This window comes from Natrinema gelatinilyticum (genome assembly GCF_024266705.1).
Taxonomy (GTDB): domain Archaea; phylum Halobacteriota; class Halobacteria; order Halobacteriales; family Natrialbaceae; genus Natrinema; species Natrinema gelatinilyticum.
In genome coordinates this window covers 1,584,125-1,601,631 of the sequence record NZ_CP100756.1, presented here as the reverse complement: position 1 = coordinate 1,601,631, position 17,507 = coordinate 1,584,125, and the positions used below count along the sequence as shown (strand labels likewise).

At 63.4% G+C, this 17,507-nt stretch carries 20 protein-coding genes, 1 tRNA gene and 1 pseudogene; 10 read left to right on the top strand and 12 right to left on the bottom strand.

Features of this window, described 5'->3' with window-relative positions; translation table 11 throughout:
* Positions 1–97: 97 nt before the first annotated feature.
* Entirely contained in the window at positions 98–1,012 is a 915-nt protein-coding gene (gene mdh / locus NJU76_RS07855; RefSeq protein WP_254532209.1) for a malate dehydrogenase, read from the top strand.
* Positions 1,013–1,199: 187 nt separating this feature from the next.
* Here mdh and NJU76_RS07850 read toward each other — a convergent pair whose 3' ends face one another.
* Positions 1,200–1,445, bottom strand: coding sequence for a ferredoxin (locus tag NJU76_RS07850; protein WP_254532208.1), 246 nt, complete (start codon positions 1,443–1,445; stop codon positions 1,200–1,202).
* 161 nt (positions 1,446–1,606) lie between these two features.
* Between NJU76_RS07850 and NJU76_RS07845 the strand changes: the two genes are divergently transcribed.
* Entirely contained in the window at positions 1,607–2,812 is a 1,206-nt protein-coding gene (locus tag NJU76_RS07845) for an inorganic phosphate transporter (RefSeq protein ID WP_254532207.1), read from the top strand.
* A 17-nt stretch (positions 2,813–2,829) separates the two neighbouring features.
* Here the strand turns inward: NJU76_RS07845 and NJU76_RS07840 are convergent, their stop codons facing one another.
* Complete coding sequence (locus NJU76_RS07840) at positions 2,830–3,258, bottom strand: universal stress protein (RefSeq protein WP_254532206.1); 429 nt, start codon at positions 3,256–3,258, stop codon at positions 2,830–2,832.
* Positions 3,259–3,390: 132 nt separating this feature from the next.
* Here NJU76_RS07840 and NJU76_RS07835 point away from each other — a divergent pair, with 132 nt between their 5' ends.
* The 3 genes from NJU76_RS07835 (at position 3,391) to NJU76_RS07825 (ending at position 7,836) form a co-directional block, all read left to right on the top strand.
* A complete protein-coding gene (locus NJU76_RS07835) occupies positions 3,391–5,772 on the top strand; it encodes an ATP-dependent DNA helicase (protein WP_254532205.1) in 2,382 nt (793 codons plus the stop codon).
* The gene (cgi121, locus tag NJU76_RS07830) at positions 5,772–6,323 is read left to right on the top strand and encodes a KEOPS complex subunit Cgi121 (RefSeq protein WP_254532204.1); all 552 of its coding nucleotides are present in this window, start codon (positions 5,772–5,774) and stop codon (positions 6,321–6,323) included. The genes NJU76_RS07835 and cgi121 overlap by 1 nt, the downstream gene beginning before the upstream one ends.
* An 88-nt stretch (positions 6,324–6,411) precedes the next feature.
* Complete coding sequence (locus NJU76_RS07825) at positions 6,412–7,836, top strand: oxidoreductase (RefSeq protein WP_254532203.1); 1,425 nt, start codon at positions 6,412–6,414, stop codon at positions 7,834–7,836.
* A gap of 4 nt (positions 7,837–7,840) precedes the next feature.
* Here the strand turns inward: NJU76_RS07825 and NJU76_RS07820 are convergent, their stop codons facing one another.
* The 3 genes and pseudogenes from NJU76_RS07820 to NJU76_RS07810 all read right to left on the bottom strand — a co-directional run bounded on the left by NJU76_RS07820 (position 7,841) and on the right by NJU76_RS07810 (position 9,700).
* Entirely contained in the window at positions 7,841–8,590 is a 750-nt protein-coding gene (locus NJU76_RS07820) for a rhodanese-like domain-containing protein (RefSeq protein WP_254532202.1), read from the bottom strand.
* A 129-nt stretch (positions 8,591–8,719) separates the two neighbouring features.
* Positions 8,720–8,792 (bottom strand) — tRNA-Gln (locus NJU76_RS07815).
* A 134-nt stretch (positions 8,793–8,926) separates the two neighbouring features.
* Positions 8,927–9,700, bottom strand: a pseudogene (locus NJU76_RS07810) (homing endonuclease associated repeat-containing protein).
* A gap of 109 nt (positions 9,701–9,809) precedes the next feature.
* On the opposite strand from NJU76_RS07810, the gene NJU76_RS07805 reads away from it, so the two are divergent.
* Entirely contained in the window at positions 9,810–10,400 is a 591-nt protein-coding gene (locus tag NJU76_RS07805; RefSeq protein ID WP_254532201.1) for an IMP cyclohydrolase, read from the top strand.
* 57 nt (positions 10,401–10,457) lie between these two features.
* On the opposite strand, the gene NJU76_RS07800 is transcribed toward NJU76_RS07805, so the two are convergent.
* Positions 10,458–10,625 (bottom strand): hypothetical protein, encoded by a 168-nt coding sequence (locus NJU76_RS07800; RefSeq protein WP_254532200.1) that lies wholly within the window; start codon positions 10,623–10,625, stop codon positions 10,458–10,460.
* Positions 10,626–10,814: 189 nt separating this feature from the next.
* On the opposite strand from NJU76_RS07800, the gene NJU76_RS07795 reads away from it, so the two are divergent.
* Positions 10,815–11,483 (top strand): metallophosphoesterase family protein, encoded by a 669-nt coding sequence (locus NJU76_RS07795; protein WP_254532199.1) that lies wholly within the window; start codon positions 10,815–10,817, stop codon positions 11,481–11,483.
* Between the two features lie 69 nt (positions 11,484–11,552).
* Here the strand turns inward: NJU76_RS07795 and NJU76_RS07790 are convergent, their stop codons facing one another.
* On the bottom strand, positions 11,553–11,717 hold the full coding sequence (locus NJU76_RS07790; protein WP_254532198.1) for a hypothetical protein: 165 nt from the start codon (positions 11,715–11,717) through the stop codon (positions 11,553–11,555).
* On the opposite strand from NJU76_RS07790, the gene cysE reads away from it, so the two are divergent.
* The gene (gene cysE, locus NJU76_RS07785; RefSeq protein ID WP_254532197.1) at positions 11,704–12,219 is read left to right on the top strand and encodes a serine O-acetyltransferase; all 516 of its coding nucleotides are present in this window, start codon (positions 11,704–11,706) and stop codon (positions 12,217–12,219) included. The genes NJU76_RS07790 and cysE overlap by 14 nt on opposite strands.
* 23 nt (positions 12,220–12,242) lie before the next feature.
* Here the strand turns inward: cysE and NJU76_RS07780 are convergent, their stop codons facing one another.
* The 5 genes from NJU76_RS07780 to larB form a co-directional block, all read right to left on the bottom strand.
* Positions 12,243–13,634, bottom strand: a complete 1,392-nt coding sequence (locus NJU76_RS07780) for a phosphoglucomutase/phosphomannomutase family protein (protein WP_254532196.1) — start codon at positions 13,632–13,634, stop codon at positions 12,243–12,245.
* A 138-nt stretch (positions 13,635–13,772) separates the two neighbouring features.
* Positions 13,773–14,747, bottom strand: a complete 975-nt coding sequence (locus tag NJU76_RS07775; protein WP_254532435.1) for a DUF8054 domain-containing protein — start codon at positions 14,745–14,747, stop codon at positions 13,773–13,775.
* A gap of 200 nt (positions 14,748–14,947) precedes the next feature.
* Complete coding sequence (locus NJU76_RS07770; RefSeq protein WP_254532195.1) at positions 14,948–15,196, bottom strand: GIY-YIG nuclease family protein; 249 nt, start codon at positions 15,194–15,196, stop codon at positions 14,948–14,950.
* A 73-nt stretch (positions 15,197–15,269) separates the two neighbouring features.
* Positions 15,270–15,419 carry a DUF7563 family protein gene (locus tag NJU76_RS07765; protein WP_254532194.1) on the bottom strand — a complete coding sequence of 50 codons (150 nt, stop codon included), beginning with the start codon at positions 15,417–15,419 and terminating at the stop codon, positions 15,270–15,272.
* Between the two features lie 119 nt (positions 15,420–15,538).
* Positions 15,539–16,297: a nickel pincer cofactor biosynthesis protein LarB gene (larB, locus tag NJU76_RS07760; protein ID WP_254532193.1), complete on the bottom strand. Its 759-nt coding sequence runs from the start codon at positions 16,295–16,297 to the stop codon at positions 15,539–15,541.
* Between the two features lie 272 nt (positions 16,298–16,569).
* Between larB and NJU76_RS07755 the strand changes: the two genes are divergently transcribed.
* Entirely contained in the window at positions 16,570–16,737 is a 168-nt protein-coding gene (locus tag NJU76_RS07755) for a DUF1931 family protein (RefSeq protein WP_008013450.1), read from the top strand.
* A 170-nt stretch (positions 16,738–16,907) separates the two neighbouring features.
* Positions 16,908–17,378 (top strand): hypothetical protein, encoded by a 471-nt coding sequence (locus tag NJU76_RS07750; RefSeq protein ID WP_254532192.1) that lies wholly within the window; start codon positions 16,908–16,910, stop codon positions 17,376–17,378.
* Positions 17,379–17,507: the final 129 nt, after the last annotated feature.

The window sequence follows — 17,507 nt, the reverse complement described above, 5'->3', positions numbered from 1 at the left end:
ACTGCGTTCGACAGGTGTCGATACATATATCGTCAAATCGTTCGAAGCGGCGGGTTTCGACGGATTTAACGCGCGGGCAAGTGGAGGTTTACGTGGTATGACGAAAGTTAGCGTAGTCGGCGCGGCTGGGACGGTCGGGGCCGCAGCAGGCTACAACATCGCGCTTCGGGACATCGCGGACGAACTCGTCTTCGTTGACATCCCCGACAAGGAAGACGACACGATCGGCCAGGCCGCCGACGCCAACCACGGCGCAGCCTACGATTCGAACACGACGATCCGACAGGGCGGCTACGAGGACACCGAGGGATCGGACATCGTCGTCATCACGGCAGGCATTCCGCGCCAGCCAGGCCAGACGCGGATCGATCTGGCGGGCGACAACGCGCCGATCATGGAGGACATCGGCTCCTCGCTCGCAGAGTACAACGACGACTTCATCACCGTTACCACGTCGAACCCCGTTGACCTGCTGAACCGCCACCTCTACGAGGCCGGTGACCGGCCACGCGAGCAAGTGATCGGCTTCGGCGGCCGGCTCGACTCGGCCCGGTTCCGCTACGTCATCTCACAGCGCTTCGACGCACCCGTCCAAAACGTCGACGCGACCATCCTCGGCGAACACGGCGACGCTCAGGTTCCCGTCTTCTCGAAGGTCCGCGTCGACGGCCGGGACCTCGAGTTCGACGAGGACGAAAAAGAAGGACTGCTCTCCGAACTCCAGACCTCCGCGATGAACGTCATCGAGAAGAAAGGTGCCACAGAGTGGGGCCCGGCTACCGGCGTCGGCCACATGGTCGAGGCCATCCTTCGCGACACCGGCGAGGTTCTCCCTGGCAGCGTCAAACTCGAGGGCGAGTTCGGCCACAGGGACACCGCGTTCGGTGTGCCGGTCAAGCTCGGCTCCAATGGCGTCGAAGAGATCGTCGAGTGGAATCTCACCGAGTTCGAGCGGAATCAGCTCGGCGAAGCCGCCGAGAAGCTCTCGGAGCAGTACGACAAGATCTCGTAACCGCGCCGAGGCCGTCGCGACCGGCTCTCTTGCCACGATATCCGATGACCTACTGAAAAGACGGGGAGCGAGCGGTCGGCTGAGGCCCCGTCTGTCCCTTCGGTGTGAGACGTGAGCGCTCTCGTCGATGCGCCGCCAGGAAACGGTGAAACAGCCCTTTTCGACCGCCAACTGAGACCGCTCCTAGTCAGGGGATCAACTGTTCGCCGTCGTCGTTGTAAATCGTGATCGCGTCGACGGGACAGGACCGGGCGGCGAATTTCGCGTCGAGTTCCGCGTCTTCGGGCACCTCGCGAACAAAGACTCCGTCCTCAACCTCCTCGCCGCCCTCGAGAACTGCCTTCCCTTTCGATTTATCCTTCTCGAAGGCGTCCCACTCGGCGACGCATTGAAACATCCCGATACAGGTATCCTCGTCGTATTCGACCCTCATAGGCGAGGGTTAGATCGATCCCCGTAAATCGTTAGCGGTCACCGGGACGCGAGTCGAGACCTGCGACCTCTGTCACTCTATCGAAAGCGTGCGACCAGCGAATCAATGCCGAGGGAACGCTTTTCCAGTCGGTCGGCGAACGGAACGAGACGAGAGACGGAATGGTTGTACTCTCCTTTACGATACTCGTCGGGACCGCTATCCTCACGTGTCTGTTCATGGCGTGGGTGCTCGGAGCGAACAGCAACTCGCCACCGTTCGCACCGGCGATCGGCGCGAACGCGATATCGACGATGCGTGCTGCGTTCGTCATCGGGCTGCTCGCGGCCGCCGGTGCGCTCATGCAAGGAGGGAGCATCTCCGAAACGGTCGGCGCGGCGCTCATCGACGGCGTCGCGATTACACCACTGGCAGCTACTGCGGGCCTGCTGACAGCGGCAACGTTTATGGCGGTCGGAATTTACACGCGATATCCGATTCCTGCAGCATTCGCAACGACGGGCGCTATGGTCGGCGTCGGGCTGTCGCTCGGCGGTGATCCGGCGATGGCCACCTACCAACGGCTCGGCACCTTCTGGCTGCTCGTTCCGATCATGTCCGGCGGGCTGGCCTACGTGACGGCGGTCGCGCTGCGGCGCGAGGACATCCCCGAGCCGATCGCGGTCCCGCTGCTGGCCGGAATCGTCGGCGCGATCGTCGCGAACGTCCAGCTCGGCGTGATCCCGGATCCGACTGCCGAGCAGGGGAGCCTCGCGAGGTTCGTCGGGCGTCAGCTCGGCGGCGGACCGACGCTCGTCGCGGGTGCCGACCTCGGAACGATTCTCGCGACGATCGGCGTCGGCGCGCTCTCGTTCTACTGGATACGTCAGCGCGTCCTCGTCTCAGCTGAGGACGGAATCCGCGTATTCCTGCTCGTCCTCGGCGGTATCGTCGCATTCTCGTCGGGCGGCTCGCAGGTCGGACTCGCGACGGGCCCCCTCGAGAATCTCTTCCGCGTCGAACTCGGGCTGCCAGGAATCGCGCTATTAGCGATCGGTGCCGCGGGCATTCTCGCCGGTGCCTGGATGGGCGCGCCGCGGCTGTTGCAGGCGACCTCGCGCGAGTACGCACAACTCGGTGTCCGTCGGTCGATCGCCGCCCTCGTTCCAGGATTCATCGTCGCGCAGTTGGCTATCGCGCTCGGGATCCCAATTTCGCTCAACAACATCGTCCTTTCGGGGGTCATCGGCGGCGGGCTCGCGGGCGGTTCCGCCGGCGTTTCGCGACGAAAGATCGCCGTCACGATCGGCTTCTGGCTACTCACGCTCATGAGCTCCGTCGTCGTCGGCTATGGCCTGTATCAGCTGTTCACGACCGTCATCGGCTGACCGAGCGGGCACGGACCTCACTCGAGGACAGTCACCGGCCGCGTCGTCCGTTCGACGACAGTTGCTGCGATACCGCGGCCGAGAAACCGTCTGAGGAACCCGTCGATGCCGGCGCCGGAGCCGACCATCACCACGTGGTCGATCCCCTCGTCAGCGGCGTACCGGGGAACGACGGAGCCGGGGCGTCCCTCGATCACCTCGAACCGAACGCGATCCGCCGCCGCAGAATCGGCGACCGACTCCAGCAACTCGTTCGCGCGGGATCTGGCCTGTGCGGTCCGTTCGTCGCCTCGCTCGAGGACACCGCCTTCGCTGAGCGGAGCGTCCAGCGGCGTCACGACAGTCAACAGGGTTATTTCGGCGTCAGGAAACGTCTCGAGGGCGTACGACAGCGCCTCGTCTGCTCGCGGACGGCCGAGTTCCGGAACCAGGACGCGATCGGGCATAGGACAACGTTCGACGGCCACGGGTATCGATCTAACGCGGAGTCGTTCCGGCGCCAGTCGAACGGACGACCGGACACTGCACGGGACTCGAGAGACGACAGTTTAAACCACCGGACGCACCAACGACGGGTAATGAACATCGAGGAGCTCTCGGGGCTCCCGGCCGGCGCCATCGACCATTTCCGACGCGAGGGGATCGAGGAACTGTACCCGCCACAGGCCGACGCCGTCGAGGCCGGTTCGACGGAGGGCGAAAGCCTTGTCGCCGCCGTCCCCACTGCGAGCGGAAAGACGATGATCGCCGCACTGTCGATGCTATCGGCGATCGAACGCGGCGGGAAAGCGCTGTACATCGTCCCTCTGCGAGCGCTCGCCAGCGAAAAAAAAGACGACTTCGAGGCATACGAAGCGTTCGGCGTCACTGTCGGGGTGACGACTGGCAACTACGAGAGTACCAGCGATTGGCTCGCGACGAAAGACATCATCGTCGCGACCAGCGAGAAGGTCGATTCGCTGGTGCGCAACGGCGCAGACTGGCTCTCCGACCTCACCTGCGTCGTCAGCGACGAGGTTCACCTCATCGACGATCGGAATCGGGGTCCGACGCTCGAGGTAACGCTCGCGAAACTCCGCCGGCTGTCCCCCCAGCTTCAGGTCGTCGCACTTTCGGCGACGGTCGGAAATGCCGACGAGATCGCCGACTGGCTGGACGCCGCGCTCGTCGAGACCGACTGGCGGCCGATCGACCTGCAGATGGGTGTCCACTATGGGAACGCCCTGAACTTCGACGACGGCTCGACACGCGAGGTGCCAGTCGACGGCTCGGAAACGCAGGAGGCCGCACTCGTCCGCGACATCCTGACGGAAGGCGGCTCGTCGCTCGTCTTCGTCAACTCACGTCGAAACGCCGAGGCCGCAGCGAGACGGTTGGGTGCGGTCTCGAGACCCGAGCTATCGGCCGATGAACGAACCGAATTGGCCGAGCTGGCCGACAAAATCCGAGCGGACAGCGACACCGAGACGAGCGCAGATCTGGCCGGCTGCGTCGAGCGCGGTGCGGCCTTCCACCATGCAGGCCTCTCGAGCACACAACGGAGTCTCGTCGAAGACGCCTTCCGTGACCGCCTCCTGAAGGTTATCTCGGCCACGCCGACGCTCGCAGCGGGCGTCAATACGCCCGCCCGCCGCGTGATCGTCCGCGACTGGCGGCGCTTCGACCCGAGCGCCGGCGGAATGACCCCGCTCGACGTTCTCGAGGTCCACCAGATGATGGGACGAGCCGGTCGTCCGGGTCTTGACCCCTACGGCGAGGCCGTCTTGCTCGCCAAAAGCCACGATGAGAGCGACGAACTGTTCGATCGGTACGTCTGGGCCGATCCAGAACCGGTCCGGTCGAAGCTTGCGGCCGAGCCCGCGTTGCGAACCCACGTCCTCGCGACGATCGCCTCCGGGTTCGCTCGGACGCGAAACGGGCTCCTCGAGTTCCTCGAGGCGACGCTGTACGCAAGTCAATCGACCGAAGCCGGCAGGCTCGAGACGGTGACCGATACGGTTCTAGCGTATCTCGAGTCGAACGATTTCATCGAACGCGACGGCGGCGACGGTGGTGGTGACGACGGCACAGAGGGAGGGAACGACGTCGGCGCGTTTACCTCGGCCGACGATCTCGCCGACCGAAGCAGCCAAGACGAGTCACTCGAAGCGACCAGCCTTGGCCACACCGTCTCGCGACTCTACCTCGATCCGATGAGCGCGGCCGAGATCGTCCACGGTCTCGAGCGCGCCGACGAACGGCCGACGGCGCTGGGTCTCTATCAGCTCGTCTCGCGGACGCCGGACATGTACGAACTCTACTTGCGGTCGGGCGAGGACGAGACATTCGGCGAACTGTACTACGAGCGCGAGGCCGAACTTCTGGGTGACGCGCCGAGCGAGTTCGAGGAGGACCGCTTCGAGGACTGGCTCGCCGCGCTCAAGACCGGCAAATTACTCGAGGACTGGGCCGACGAAACGGACGAAGAACGACTGACTGACCGGTACAAGATCGGCCCGGGCGACCTGCGCGGGAAGGTCGACACTGCAGAGTGGCTGCTCGGTGCGGCCGAGTCGCTGGCCGCCGAAATCGACAGTGAGTGGACCGTCGCGGTCCGGGAGGCCCGCGCCCGCGTCGAACACGGCGTCGGCGAAGAACTCCTCGAACTCGTCTCGGTTGGCGGCATCGGCCGCAAGCGCGCCAGAAGCCTCTACGAACGCGGGATCGAGACGCCGTCCGATCTCCGGACCGCGGACAAAGGCGTCGTCCTCGACGCGCTCAAAGGCGAGAAAACAGCCGAGACCATCCTCGAGAACGCCGGCCGCGAGGATCCGTCGATGGACGGCGTCACTCCGACGTCGACGGGCGGGCGAACCGGCCGTGCGACGGGGGGTTCGAGCGATCGTTCGAACGACGGCGATCCGACCGACCCGAAGCCAACCGAAGCGGACGACGGCCAGTCGAGTCTGGGTGATTTCTAGTGCGGACGCTCGAGTGTCGCCTCGCGATCGACGATCTGGACTCGTTCGTGGCGACTCTCGGCGAGGTCGGTGACCGCCACGACGTGACGGTCCAGGCGTTCGATGCCCGCTACGTCGCGGATCGACGCCACCTCGAACGGGCCGTGGAACTCGCAGACCGCGCCATCGAGCGCGGTGAGAACGTCGCACGGGATCGCGCCGTCGAGATCCTGCTGTACGCCGCCGGTCGCCGGCAGATCGACCAGGCACTCGAGATGGGCGTCAGCGACGGCGACACCCGTGCGGTCGTCCTCGTCGATTCGGAATCGACCGGCGGCGAGGGAGCGGCGGCCGGCGAGGATGAAGCGGTTTCCGACGGCGGCGAAGCGGCCGCCCTTGAGGAGATCGAACGGACGGACGCGTTCGTCGAACGCGATGCGACTCTCGAGTCACCGGACGTCGAAACGTTATATGCCTTCTTCGAAATCACCGACGCCGAACGGGCGGCCACCGACGCAGGGCTGTCGGCGCTCGTTCGGGAGCGAGTTGCCCTGCTCGAAGTCGAAAAGTGAACCGCGCCGGTCGAGGGCTGGGTTATCGATGGCCACTCGAGCAACAAGTCCACAGCACGCTCTTGTGCGACCGCAACGAACGTCCGCTATGACCACGCTCGAGGATCCCATCGAGATCGGCGACGTGGAGGTTCCGAATCGGCTCTATCGGGCACCGCTGCTCGAGTGTGCGGGTACCGGTCCTGACGCGGTCGAAACGCTGATCGACGATCTCGAGCCCGCAGCGGAATCGGGGGTCGGACTCGTTTGTCAGGGTGCGACGATCGTCCGCGGCGACGGTGGCTGTGCCGCACCGGGAATGACCCGCGTCCACGACCCAAATTTCGTCGCACGCCTTTCGCAGCTGACCGACCGAATTCACGCCCACGGGAGCCGAATTTTCATCCAGCTCGAACACGGCGGCCTCAGGAGCATGGAGACCTGGCACGCCGAGTACCGGGACGAACATCCCGGTCTCGAACAACTCGCCGTTTCCAGGCCGCCCCGACAGCTCCGATTGTTCGACCGGTTGGGATTTCTCGAATACGACCCGCACGTCCTCACGACCGCGGAGGTGTACGACCTGGCCGCCGATTTCGGCCGCTCGGCGGCCTGGGCCGTCGATGCTGGCTACGACGGCGTTCACCTCGCGGGGGCGAACATGGGGATCATCCAGCAGTTCCTGTCGCCGTTTTACAACCGACGGGACGATGAGTTCGGCGGCTCGCCCGAGGCCCGCCTCGAGTTCCTCGCAGTCGTTCACGACGAGGTTCGCAACCGGGCGGGCGATGTCCCGCTCATAACCAAGGTCCCGGCAGAAACGCCGGCACCGCCCGCGCCCGTCGTCCGACGGAAGCTCTCGCTCACCGACGGGGTCGAGATCGCCCGCCGACTCGAGCGGATCGGCTACGACGCGGTGGTGCCAGTCCAGACATCGGTCGTCTGGGACATGAGCATCGTCCGCGGGGCGTACCCCGAGCGAGCGTGGGACAACGAAGCGCTGCGTGAGAAGTACGACGCGGCGTTCGGCGACTCGACTCGCAGACGACTCGTCGCGCTGGCGAACCGAATTCAGTCGCTGCAGTACGATTTCGAGTCCGCGTGGAACGAGACGTTCTGCCGGCGGGTTCGCGAACGGGTGTCGATCCCCGTCCTCGCCGAGGGAGGGGTCCGCGAGCGGGCGGAGATGGACCGACTGCTGGGCTCGAGCGACGGGCACGACGCCAGCAGCGCTGTCGGCGCGACCGACGATGGACCGGCCTGCGACATGGTCGGCATGGCCCGACCGTTCTACGCAGAACCACGGCTGGGGGCGCGTTTGCTCGAGCCAGACACCGGATCGATGTCGGAGCCGAGGTCCGAGGACGGGGCCGACGCTCGAGTCGCGAGCAATCCGCGCGTCGTTTGCGAAAGCTGCAACAACTGTACGGTCCCGCAAGTGACCGGCGCACCGGGGATCTGTCGAACGCCCAGCGTACTTCGAAAACGGGGCGGACTAGAGCGTGCGGGTGCCTACGAGCGCACCGATCCGTGAGAAATCAGGCCGTGAGAGTACTGCTCGTCAGTTCCTCGAGCGTTCCCTCGACCGTATAATCGGGGGCCTTTACCCTGAATCGGGAGTCCGTCGATCCGTCGAAGTGGAGTTGCAGGGTGTACGAGCCATCGTCGTCGATCGGCGCTGCTTCGAGACGGTCCGCGTCGACTTGCTCTAGCATGACCATCTCGCCGGTGTAGGCGGGATCGGACTGACCGCGGATCTCGTACGTCGCCCGATCGGCCGAGACCTCCGACCCTTCGAGGGGATAGCCGGAATCGATCCACGCACCGAACCCTTCGTCGAGTGCATAGACTTCTTCGTAGCCGTTATCGATCAGCGACGCTGCACGCAGGCCAGAGAGGTGGTGGGGACAGCCACAGTACGTGACGATGCGATCGTCTTTCGACCAGTCCGAAACGGGATCGTCCGAAACGCCATCGGGAGCCGTACTGAGCGGTGCACCGGCGATGTGCGCTTTTTTGTACTGGGCGGACCCGCGTGCGTCCACTACTCGCGCTTCCTGGCGCTGGTACCAGTAAAAAATATCGTCGATAGGCGCGAGCGGGACCTCGACACCCTCGAACGTCTGCGTCTCGTAGGAACTGGTGTCGATCGATCGCTCATCGGGTTCCGTCTCCGGTTCTGGACCGTATCCGTCAGAATCATTGCCGGTTGAATTCCCGTCAAGACAACCAGCAACCCCGCCGAGTATACCCGTCCCACTCGCGGCGAGGAACGTCCGTCGGTTCATGTTCAGTGTGTACTGACGAGAGAAAGATATGGTTTCTGGTGACTCGATTGCCACTACTTACCCCCTCATTTCGACTGGAAAACGGGTGACTGCGTCGGTTACTGTGCTCGAGATGAAATGAAAGAGAAGTAGTCCATGCTGGATTCGAACCAGCGTCTCGAGCCCCAGAAGCTCGAAGGATTGGCCGCTACCCTAATGGACTAGACATTAATTCGCCGGTTTCGATTACCGACGACGTACCAACTCATAGACCACGTCCGTATTAGAGTGTTACGAACTCGCGCGGGAAACGGAACCGCGACGGGGCCAAATCCGACGACCTGATTCGGATATCGATCAACCCGTTGGTGAGTCAGTGTGTAGTTTGCGATGGCAGTTCGCACAGAGTACGCGACACAGCTCTATTTCGGTTCGAATACGCGCTTTTGATCGGTCGTTCGAGAGGAGTTCTGCAACAGTCGCGTTCTTTTTCTCATCTACATGATGGAAGTCCAAACACGCAGAGTCAGTCTCTTCACACCGTTGGCACCCTGTGGCCCGTTTTCGTTCGGAAACCCATCGACGGCAGTCCTGGTTCGGTGGCGTAGAATGATACCTCCGGTGACAGTTGGCACACAACACCACACACTTCGCTATCTCAGTCCGAAGTGCATCCTTCCCGTAGCCAAATGTTACCATTCGTCCGACTGCCATTTTCTTCGTCGATTCGTCCACGTGATGAAAGTCCAGACACGGTGCAGTATCGATGCCACACTATGAACAGCCTTGGCTTCGCTTTTGATCGTTGATTCAGGAACGAAGACGAGAGCGGCGTCGCAACGTCCGTTTCGTATTCCACTCTACGTTTCGATAATGCCACCGTTGATCGACCGAAAGTTCGTCCCACGACGTTCCAGCCGGAAGTTCGACGGTATCCGGTTTCGAATCGACTCGAGGTCCTCTCGAATACGAGGTTTCGAGTCCAGCCATCTCTTTCACATCGTTCCATCCCCCGCATGTTCGAATGATAGTTGCAGAAGCAGGCCTCATCCCCAATTCTTCGTACTGCGCTTTCGTCGGCGATTCGCCCAGTCGCTCGGCGGCCTCGAGGCACTCGTCGTCCGTCGTCACGCCCTCGTTGGCCGCCCACTGGCATATGAAGTCTCGGACGACCCCAACGAAGACAGGCGTTCGAGCGCGAACCGATACCCCTTTTCCCTTCTCTCACACATCCTCGAGTATGTACATCGGACGATTCGTCGTCGTCGGTCCCGATTTCGGGGCGTACCGCGTGTCGTCGCGGTCGTTCCCGAACCGCGAAATCACCGCTCGAGACGAAGTGCTCACCGTGGGTCCCACGGACGACGCGCCGACAACGGACAACCCGTACGTTTCGTACAACTGCCTGCGGGTAGTCGAGACGCCGACGGGCGAGACGGTCGCGTTCGGGAACGGCTCGCACGTCGATCCAATCGCGGAGAAACTCCAGTTGGGTTACCCCGCACGCGATGCCTTGGCGGGGAGTCTGTTGGCGCTGGATTACGAGAAGGACGACTACGATACGCCCCGGATCGCGGCGACGATCAGTGACGACGGCAGGGCGCTGATCGGAACCGTTCGAAACGACGCCCTGCTCGTCGAGACCGTCGATGAGCCGACACTGGTCGCGACCTACGAGAAGAACGCTCCGGAAGCAATCGACTTCGAGGTGGGAAGCGCAGACACGGCCGCGAGCGAGGCGTACGGCCTCGAGTTCGAGCACGCGGTCTGTGCGGCCGGCGTCGCCCGAACCGACGACGGATTCGAAATGGCCCTCGAGAACGGGGCCTGATCGACGCAGCGTTCTGTTCGAAGGCGAGACGGCCCGAGACACATTTCTGGAGGATCGCTACGCTGGTTTCGGTACGAGGTACAGAAACGCCTGACTGAACAGCATCTCTCCGGTCCGGTCGCGTTCGCGGAGGTCCTCACCCCAAGCCTGTACCGTTTCCGTGTCGAACTCGTCGTGTTCCGTGGCGTATGAACGGCCCGTCCCTCGCATGGAGCCCGCGAACATGCCCTCGTGTTCGGTTTCGTCGATCGTGAACGGCGTGACCCGATCGACGAAGAGGCCGGCGCTTGGAAGCGGCGAACGGCTAATCGGCGCCGCCGGTCGCCGGACAGGTCAGACTGTGCGCTGTCCGACGGGCGCCCCAAGAACTGTCACGGATAACCTACAAATCCCTTCCGGCGATTATGCTCGAGTATGAAGGTCGGGCTCATTTCGGACGTCCACGGCAACAGGGTCGCTCTCGAGGCCGTTCTCGAGGAGATGCCCCCGGTCGAAGAGGTGCTTTGTGCGGGCGACGTAGTCGGCTACAACCCGTGGCCGGCCGACTGCGTCGACGCACTCCGAGAGTGGGACGTCCCGACGGTGATGGGGAACCACGACGCCGCGGTCGTCGAGGGAGCCGCCTTCCGATTCAACGGAATGGCCCGCGCCGGCGTCGAACACGCCAAAACGTGCCTTTCGGACGAGCAACTCGAGTGGGTTGCCTCGCTGCCGACCGAACGCCTCGAGTGCGACGGGCGGGTGAAACTCGTCCACGGCCATCCGGACGATCCCGAGCGCTACACTCGATACACGTATCCGCGGGACTTCTCGTCCAGACTGCTGGGCGACGAGGACGTGCTGGTGCTCGGTCACACTCACGTGCAGGGGGTCGAGCGGTTCGCCGACGGCATCGTCGTCAATCCGGGGAGCGTCGGCCAGCCTCGCGATGGGGATCCGCGAGCGGGCTACGCGGTCGTCGATCTCGAGGCCATGACCGTCGAAACCCGTCGTGTCGAGTACGACATAGAGGCGGTTCAGGCGGCCGTCGACGAGGCCGGACTGCCCGATCGAATCGGAACGCGGTTGGTTCGGGGTAAGTGAGCAGGGAAGCGTTGGAACGAATCGTTTTACCCAGTTCCACTGCTACGTTCGGCTATGGTACGCAGCGGCTCAGTCGCGTGTTTCGACAGGAACCGTTCTCGTCGCACCGTGAGCTGGTGTCGTCGGTCGACCGGGGAACCGTGGCTCCCACGCGACCGCTGCGACCGTCACGGCCATCGCGACGCCTGCTTCGCAGAGGCGGCCGACGGCGATTGGGACGATGCTTAGGCGCATCAGAGAGGACGTGCGGGCGATGTGCGAGCGCGACCCTGCCGCGAAGGGGTGGCTCGAGGTAGTGTGTTGTTACCCGGGTCTGCACGCGGTCTGGGCCCACCGCCTCGCTCACCGGTGCTGGAACGCCGGCGGTGGCGCTCGGCTGTTCGCGCGGTTGATTTCCCACGTCGTGCGTCTACTGACGGGCGTGGAGATCCACCCGGCGGCCGAGATCGGACGGCGAGTGACGATCGATCACGGGATGGGTGTCGTCATCGGTGAGACGGCGGAAATCGGCGACGACGTCCACATGTACCACGGCGTTACCCTCGGCGGCGACACGAACGAACCAGTCAAGCGCCATCCGACGGTCGAAGACGGCGCACACCTGGGTGCCAACGCGACGCTGCTGGGCGACATCACGATCGGCGAGGGGGCGGCCGTCGGTGCCGGCTCTGTCGTTACGCGGGACGTCGCCCCTGGCGCGACGGTCGCCGGCGTTCCGGCAGAACGGGTCGAGTGACGGAGAACGGTCGACTCGGCCGTTCAAACGAGCGGCTCGAGCAATTCCCGACCTGTCTCGAGCAGTTCCTGAACCCGTTCTTCGTCGGACGCCTCGGCATAGACCCGCAGCACGGGCTCGGTTCCGCTGGGACGAACGAGCAGCCACGAGCCGTCGGCCAGCAGGAGTTTGAACCCGTCGGCGGTGTTTACATCCTCCACCGCCGTTCCAGCCACGGACTCGGGAATCTCGTCCTGGAGGTCCGACAGCACCCGCGGTTTCACGTCGTCGGGACAGTCCACGCTGCTCTTGGCCTGAACGACGGTGCCGTGGGCCTCGAGCAGTCTGTCGACGCGCCCGTCCAGCGGTTCCTCGACGTGCATCGCACCGGCGAGTAGCGCCATCAGGACGCCGTCTTTTTCGCGAACGTGGCCTCGAACGGTGAAGCCACCCGATTCTTCGCCGCCGATCAGCGCGTCGCGCTCGGCCATCGCTTCGGCGACCCATTTGAACCCGACCGGTACCTCGTGGACGGTCTCGCTGTGAGCCTCGGCGACCCGGTCGATCAGGTAGGTGGTCGAGACGGATCGGACGGCCGCGCCCGAGTCGTCCTCGAGCAGGTAGTCGTAGAGCGCGGCGAAGAACAGATTCTCGTCGAGGTAGCCGCGTTCGGGCGTGACGATGGCGATGCGGTCGGCGTCGCCGTCGTTCGCGATTCCGAGGTCCACGTCGTCATCGTCCGTGACCGTCGCGATCAGCGCGGCGAGATTCTCGGCCGCCGGTTCGGGGGAGCCGCCACCGAAGTCCGGGTCGCGTTCACAGCGCAGGCATTGCACGGAAGCACCGGCGCGCTCGAGCACGATATCGGTGGTCCCGCGACCGCTACCGTGCATGGCATCGTAAGCGACGGTCAGCCCCGAGAGGTCGGCGCTGCCGGTGATTTCCTCGACGAGGTCGAGGGCGGCGTCGGCGTGTGACTCGGCGAAGTCTACCTCCCGAGCGGTCCCGTGCTCGTCTTCGGGGAGCGGCTGGGGCTCGGCGAGGCGCTCGGCGATGGCGTCGGTGACGGTGGGAAGCGCCGGTGCGCCATCGTGGGGAATGAATTTGACGCCGTTGTACTCGGGCGGATTGTGTGACGCGGTAATCACCAGTCCGCCGGCGAGATCGCGGTCGACGATAGCGTGGGCGATCAGCGGCGTTGGCCGGTCCCGGTCTGAAAGCACCACGTCGACACCGTTCGCGCACAACACACGCGTTAGCTCCTCGGCGAACCTCCGCGACGTTTCGCGGGCGTCGTACCCGATTGCGACCGGCCCCGCGACGTCCTCGTCGGCGAGATACGTCGCGACCGCTTGTCCCACCATCCGAACTCGTGGGGTCGTAAACTCCTCGAGCGTCGCCCGCCAGCCGTCGGTACCGAAACTGATCGTCTCCATGCTCCTGTGGTTGCTAGCCGATGCGAAAAAAGCGAGGGGCCTCAAGTCAGCTTCCGACGAGACGAACCTAGATCCGCGACAAACGAACCCCGAACAGCTACTCGACCGGATCGACGTCAGGCGCAGTCGGCGACTCGATCAGACATCCCCGTCGATGAGACGCTGTTCGAAGAGCCGTTCGCCGGTCTCTTTACAGGTGACTGCGACGATGTCGTGGGACGTGCAGCAGGATTCGACGACTTCCTCGCCCATCTGCACGTCGCCGCCGGACGGACAGATTTCGAGGAACATCCGGAGACTATTGAGGACCTCGCCTTTCGTCTCGGGTTCGTACGCGCTCCAGTCGTCGACCCACGACTCGAGTGCCCGGCTTGCAGCGATGTCTGCGATCAACGCAGCCCGAGACGGCCAGCGACCGACCACTCGTGCGCCGGAAAGCAGGACACGCGTCTCGTCGCGCGTCTCGAGATCGAAGTCGTCGGGATCCGCGTCGAACCCGAATGCGTCGCCGGCCGCCGCGACGTCGACGCCCGATTCGTCGAGCGGGTCGATTTCGTCGAGCCAGACGGCCTCGAAATCGTCGGTGAGACAGAGGTCATCCCTGTCGGAACAGGGCTCGAGGATCTCGTCTCCGATGAAGAACGACTCGAGATCGACAATCGCCATGTCTTCGTGGTCGGCACTCGCCCCGCCATCGCTGATCTCGTCGGTCGCGGTGCTCTCGACGTCATCGACCGTCGACACATCGCTGGGGCGGTCCGGTTCAATTTCGGGACGGTCACGACTCAGTTCGCCGGCGCCGGACGACTCCGCAGAATCGTCGAAGGCGAGTCCACCCGCCACCGCAGGATCGGGTTCCTTGCCGAACCAACGCAAGACTTCGGGCGGAAGGTAGCGCTTGGTCAGTGTCGGCGTTCCGGGAACGAGATAGCCACGGAGATAGATCAGGACAATTGACACTCCAACGGCGACCGTGCCGCCGAGTCGAGACTTCCGCGCGACGACTGAACTGATCACCGCCGCGATAACGAGGTTCAATACGGTACAGGGTTCACACCGATTCTCGCCGATGTATTCGGGTTGTTTGAGATCGTCGACGACGTCGAGTTGCATCTCGTTGCTACCGTCACTCCCAGCAATCATCTATTTTTTGGACACGGTTAGGATAATAGAATCGGTCGACGGACAGGGGGAGAACATGAAGCGAAGATGGGCAAAGATGGGATACCAGAACGTGCGAAACCGATCAGTACGTGCGAATCGGGCCCGGTCGAGTCGACCCGCACTCCAAACATGGGTCTCCTCCGCCGCACTCACTTCCGGTCAACGAGTCGTTCTTTCTGGGATCGGCTCAGTTGTTTGATTTCGTATTCGCGCGCCATCGCGGCCGACTTCGAGTGGAATCGCTCGTGATATCGAAGTTCCACCGGTGTCCGGCCTCGGGTGTACTTCGCACCGTCGCCTGCGTCGTGTTCGGCCACGCGTCGCTCGAGGTCGGTCGTGTAGCCGGTGTAAAGCGACCCGTCGGCGCATTCGAGGACGTAGACGACGTGATCGGCCATCGACTGCAAACAGGGACGGATGCGTAAAAAGCGTCTCGTCCGTCGGAAGCACGTGGTTGTCGGAGGTGGTGCGTCAGGTGCCGCGAGCGCGCTCTTTCGCAGCTTCCGCGATTCCAGCGTTAGCTGAACAACTGATACACGCGTGGATCTCACCGTTCTCGTTGGCGAAGACGCGTGCGAACCGTTCGGAAACGTGCGCGCCGCAGTGATCACACTTGGGCATTGGTCACACCGGCCGAAGCCGGTATGTCAATCTATTGGGCGACTGAATAAGTAACTTTCTCCATACGCTGTCTGGGTTTTCGGTTGGAGAAAATAATTTTCTGAAAGCAAGTATGGCACCTAGTCACGAGCGGTGTCGATCGCCCGTGCGATAAGGACCGCCTGGGCTCCGGCGACGAATCCCGCATCAATATTGACGACCGAAAGAACCGTACAGGATTGGAGCATGCCGGCGAGTGCTCCGTTCCCGTCGCCACCGTATCCGTAGCCACTCGAGATCGGAACGCCGATCACCGGTGTATCGACGAGGCCGGCGACGACTGTCGGCAGTGCACCCTCGCGGCCGGCGGCGACGATCAGTACGTCCGCGTCGCGGAGGCGGTCGAGCTGGTCGATCGTCCGTGAAAGTGCCGCGACCCCGATGTCGTCGACCCGATCGACAGTCACTCCCGCATCTAGACAGACGGCTTCCGCTTCGGCGACAACCGGCCCGTCGACCGTTCCACCGGTTGCGATCCCGACCGTCGCATCGACGGTCGGCGGCTGGTAGTCGGGCACCGTTACCCGAACCGTCGTCGCTCGCTGATCGATCGTCGCGCCGGGGACCGTCTCGTCGATGTGCGTCTCGAGTGCCTCGAACTGCGCAGGTGATACCCTGGTGAGCAAGGCACGGTCAGTCGTCTCGAGCGCGGTCTCGGTGAGTTCGATAACCTGTTCGACCGACTTGCCCTCGGCAAAAATTGCCTCCGGAACCCCGCGGCGCTGCTCACGGGCCGCATCGAATCGACCCGCATCACCAGTTACGTACCCGTTGAGTTCAGCTTCGGCCTGTGCCGGCGACAGCGAACCGTCGGCGACGGCCTCGAGAAGTTCGCGCATATTCGACCTGGGCGGCCGAGATACTCGAATCCGTCGACCCGATCACCAGAACGACGACCGGCTGCATCACTAACGGTGCGCGCTAACCCTCGGAGACGCGCGCGAGCCAGATTTTGCTATTCGTCGGTGCCGAAATCCGAGTCGGCCGCTCATTAAACATATACTTTCCGGTGATATCGGTGGTCGAAACGGCCGAATGAACCGCTGCAACCCCCGTATTTCCGCTGCTAACCAATATATTTATATGTGATAACGGGAAACGGATACATCGTATGGCAGACCTTATCGTCAAAGCCGCCGTCAAGGAAGCGCTCGATGACAAAAACGTTGCCTCGGATTTCTACGACGCGCTCGACGAGGAAGTTTCCGAATTGCTCGACGACGCCGCCCGACGTGCTGAGGCCAACGACCGAAAGACGGTCCAGCCTCGCGACCTGTAAGGAACGCCGCCCAATATTTTTCGACCGCGAGTCGACGAGCGACGCGTCAAGTCGGACTACGTGTCATCAGCCCGGAGTCACCACACCGTCGTGTAACTCGTCTATGATGCTCGATAGTCACGTCAGCTCTAGATTGCGCTTTTTGCCGCCCGCCGACGTACGTCGAAGACATGCTTCGCAATCTTCTGGTCACCTTCGGACTCGTCGAAATCGTCAAGCCAGAACCAGTCATCGGACTGTGCGAGCGGATCGGCCTGCGAAATCCCGAGCGCTGCCAGCGACGGCCGGTCGCACTCGCAGGCGCTCGCCTCGAGGGACTGGCGTTCGTTTGGCTGCTCGCACGCAATCGGAAGGAGCCGTCACTCGTCGGCGGGATCCTCGGGGTAGCCGGCCTCATCCTCGTTCTGATCCCACGATCCGTTATCGCGCTCTGCCAGAACGTGGGCTACACCAACGGGGACGACCTGGAGTTCCAGCCGTGGGCGGTGCCGGCTGTGCGCCTGTTAGGTGTCCTCTACCTGACCGTGACCCTCCTCTCCTGGAGTCCCCGTCGCGACGCTGAAAGCAACGAGGGAGACGAAGGTGGAGACGATGAAAGCGGCCCGCCTACGAACCGCCGGCTTCGACTGCGTTCGCGGTGACGATGTCACCGCGCAATGAAACGTATCCCAGCGGTCTGGACTGCGCTACTAGCGGAGATCGCTTCGAGCCGAGTCATCGTCGGGCGGCGAACGGCACGCACTCGAAAACTCCGACGATAGACGATGTCG

Coding starts and splice junctions, on each gene's coding strand:
- mdh (WP_254532209.1), top strand. CDS start 98: ATGACGAAAGTTAGCGTAGTCGGCGCGGCTGGGACGGTCGGGGCCGCA.
- NJU76_RS07850 (WP_254532208.1), bottom strand. CDS start 1,445: ATGAGGGTCGAATACGACGAGGATACCTGTATCGGGATGTTTCAATGC.
- NJU76_RS07845 (WP_254532207.1), top strand. CDS start 1,607: ATGGTTGTACTCTCCTTTACGATACTCGTCGGGACCGCTATCCTCACG.
- NJU76_RS07840 (WP_254532206.1), bottom strand. CDS start 3,258: ATGCCCGATCGCGTCCTGGTTCCGGAACTCGGCCGTCCGCGAGCAGAC.
- NJU76_RS07835 (WP_254532205.1), top strand. CDS start 3,391: ATGAACATCGAGGAGCTCTCGGGGCTCCCGGCCGGCGCCATCGACCAT.
- NJU76_RS07825 (WP_254532203.1), top strand. CDS start 6,412: ATGACCACGCTCGAGGATCCCATCGAGATCGGCGACGTGGAGGTTCCG.
- NJU76_RS07820 (WP_254532202.1), bottom strand. CDS start 8,590: ATGAACCGACGGACGTTCCTCGCCGCGAGTGGGACGGGTATACTCGGC.
- NJU76_RS07805 (WP_254532201.1), top strand. CDS start 9,810: ATGTACATCGGACGATTCGTCGTCGTCGGTCCCGATTTCGGGGCGTAC.
- NJU76_RS07800 (WP_254532200.1), bottom strand. CDS start 10,625: ATGTTCGCGGGCTCCATGCGAGGGACGGGCCGTTCATACGCCACGGAA.
- NJU76_RS07795 (WP_254532199.1), top strand. CDS start 10,815: ATGAAGGTCGGGCTCATTTCGGACGTCCACGGCAACAGGGTCGCTCTC.
- cysE (WP_254532197.1), top strand. CDS start 11,704: ATGCTTAGGCGCATCAGAGAGGACGTGCGGGCGATGTGCGAGCGCGAC.
- NJU76_RS07790 (WP_254532198.1), bottom strand. CDS start 11,717: ATGCGCCTAAGCATCGTCCCAATCGCCGTCGGCCGCCTCTGCGAAGCA.
- NJU76_RS07780 (WP_254532196.1), bottom strand. CDS start 13,634: ATGGAGACGATCAGTTTCGGTACCGACGGCTGGCGGGCGACGCTCGAG.
- NJU76_RS07775 (WP_254532435.1), bottom strand. CDS start 14,747: ATGCAACTCGACGTCGTCGACGATCTCAAACAACCCGAATACATCGGC.
- NJU76_RS07770 (WP_254532195.1), bottom strand. CDS start 15,196: ATGGCCGATCACGTCGTCTACGTCCTCGAATGCGCCGACGGGTCGCTT.
- NJU76_RS07765 (WP_254532194.1), bottom strand. CDS start 15,419: ATGCCCAAGTGTGATCACTGCGGCGCGCACGTTTCCGAACGGTTCGCA.
- larB (WP_254532193.1), bottom strand. CDS start 16,297: ATGCGCGAACTTCTCGAGGCCGTCGCCGACGGTTCGCTGTCGCCGGCA.
- NJU76_RS07755 (WP_008013450.1), top strand. CDS start 16,570: ATGGCAGACCTTATCGTCAAAGCCGCCGTCAAGGAAGCGCTCGATGAC.
- NJU76_RS07750 (WP_254532192.1), top strand. CDS start 16,908: ATGCTTCGCAATCTTCTGGTCACCTTCGGACTCGTCGAAATCGTCAAG.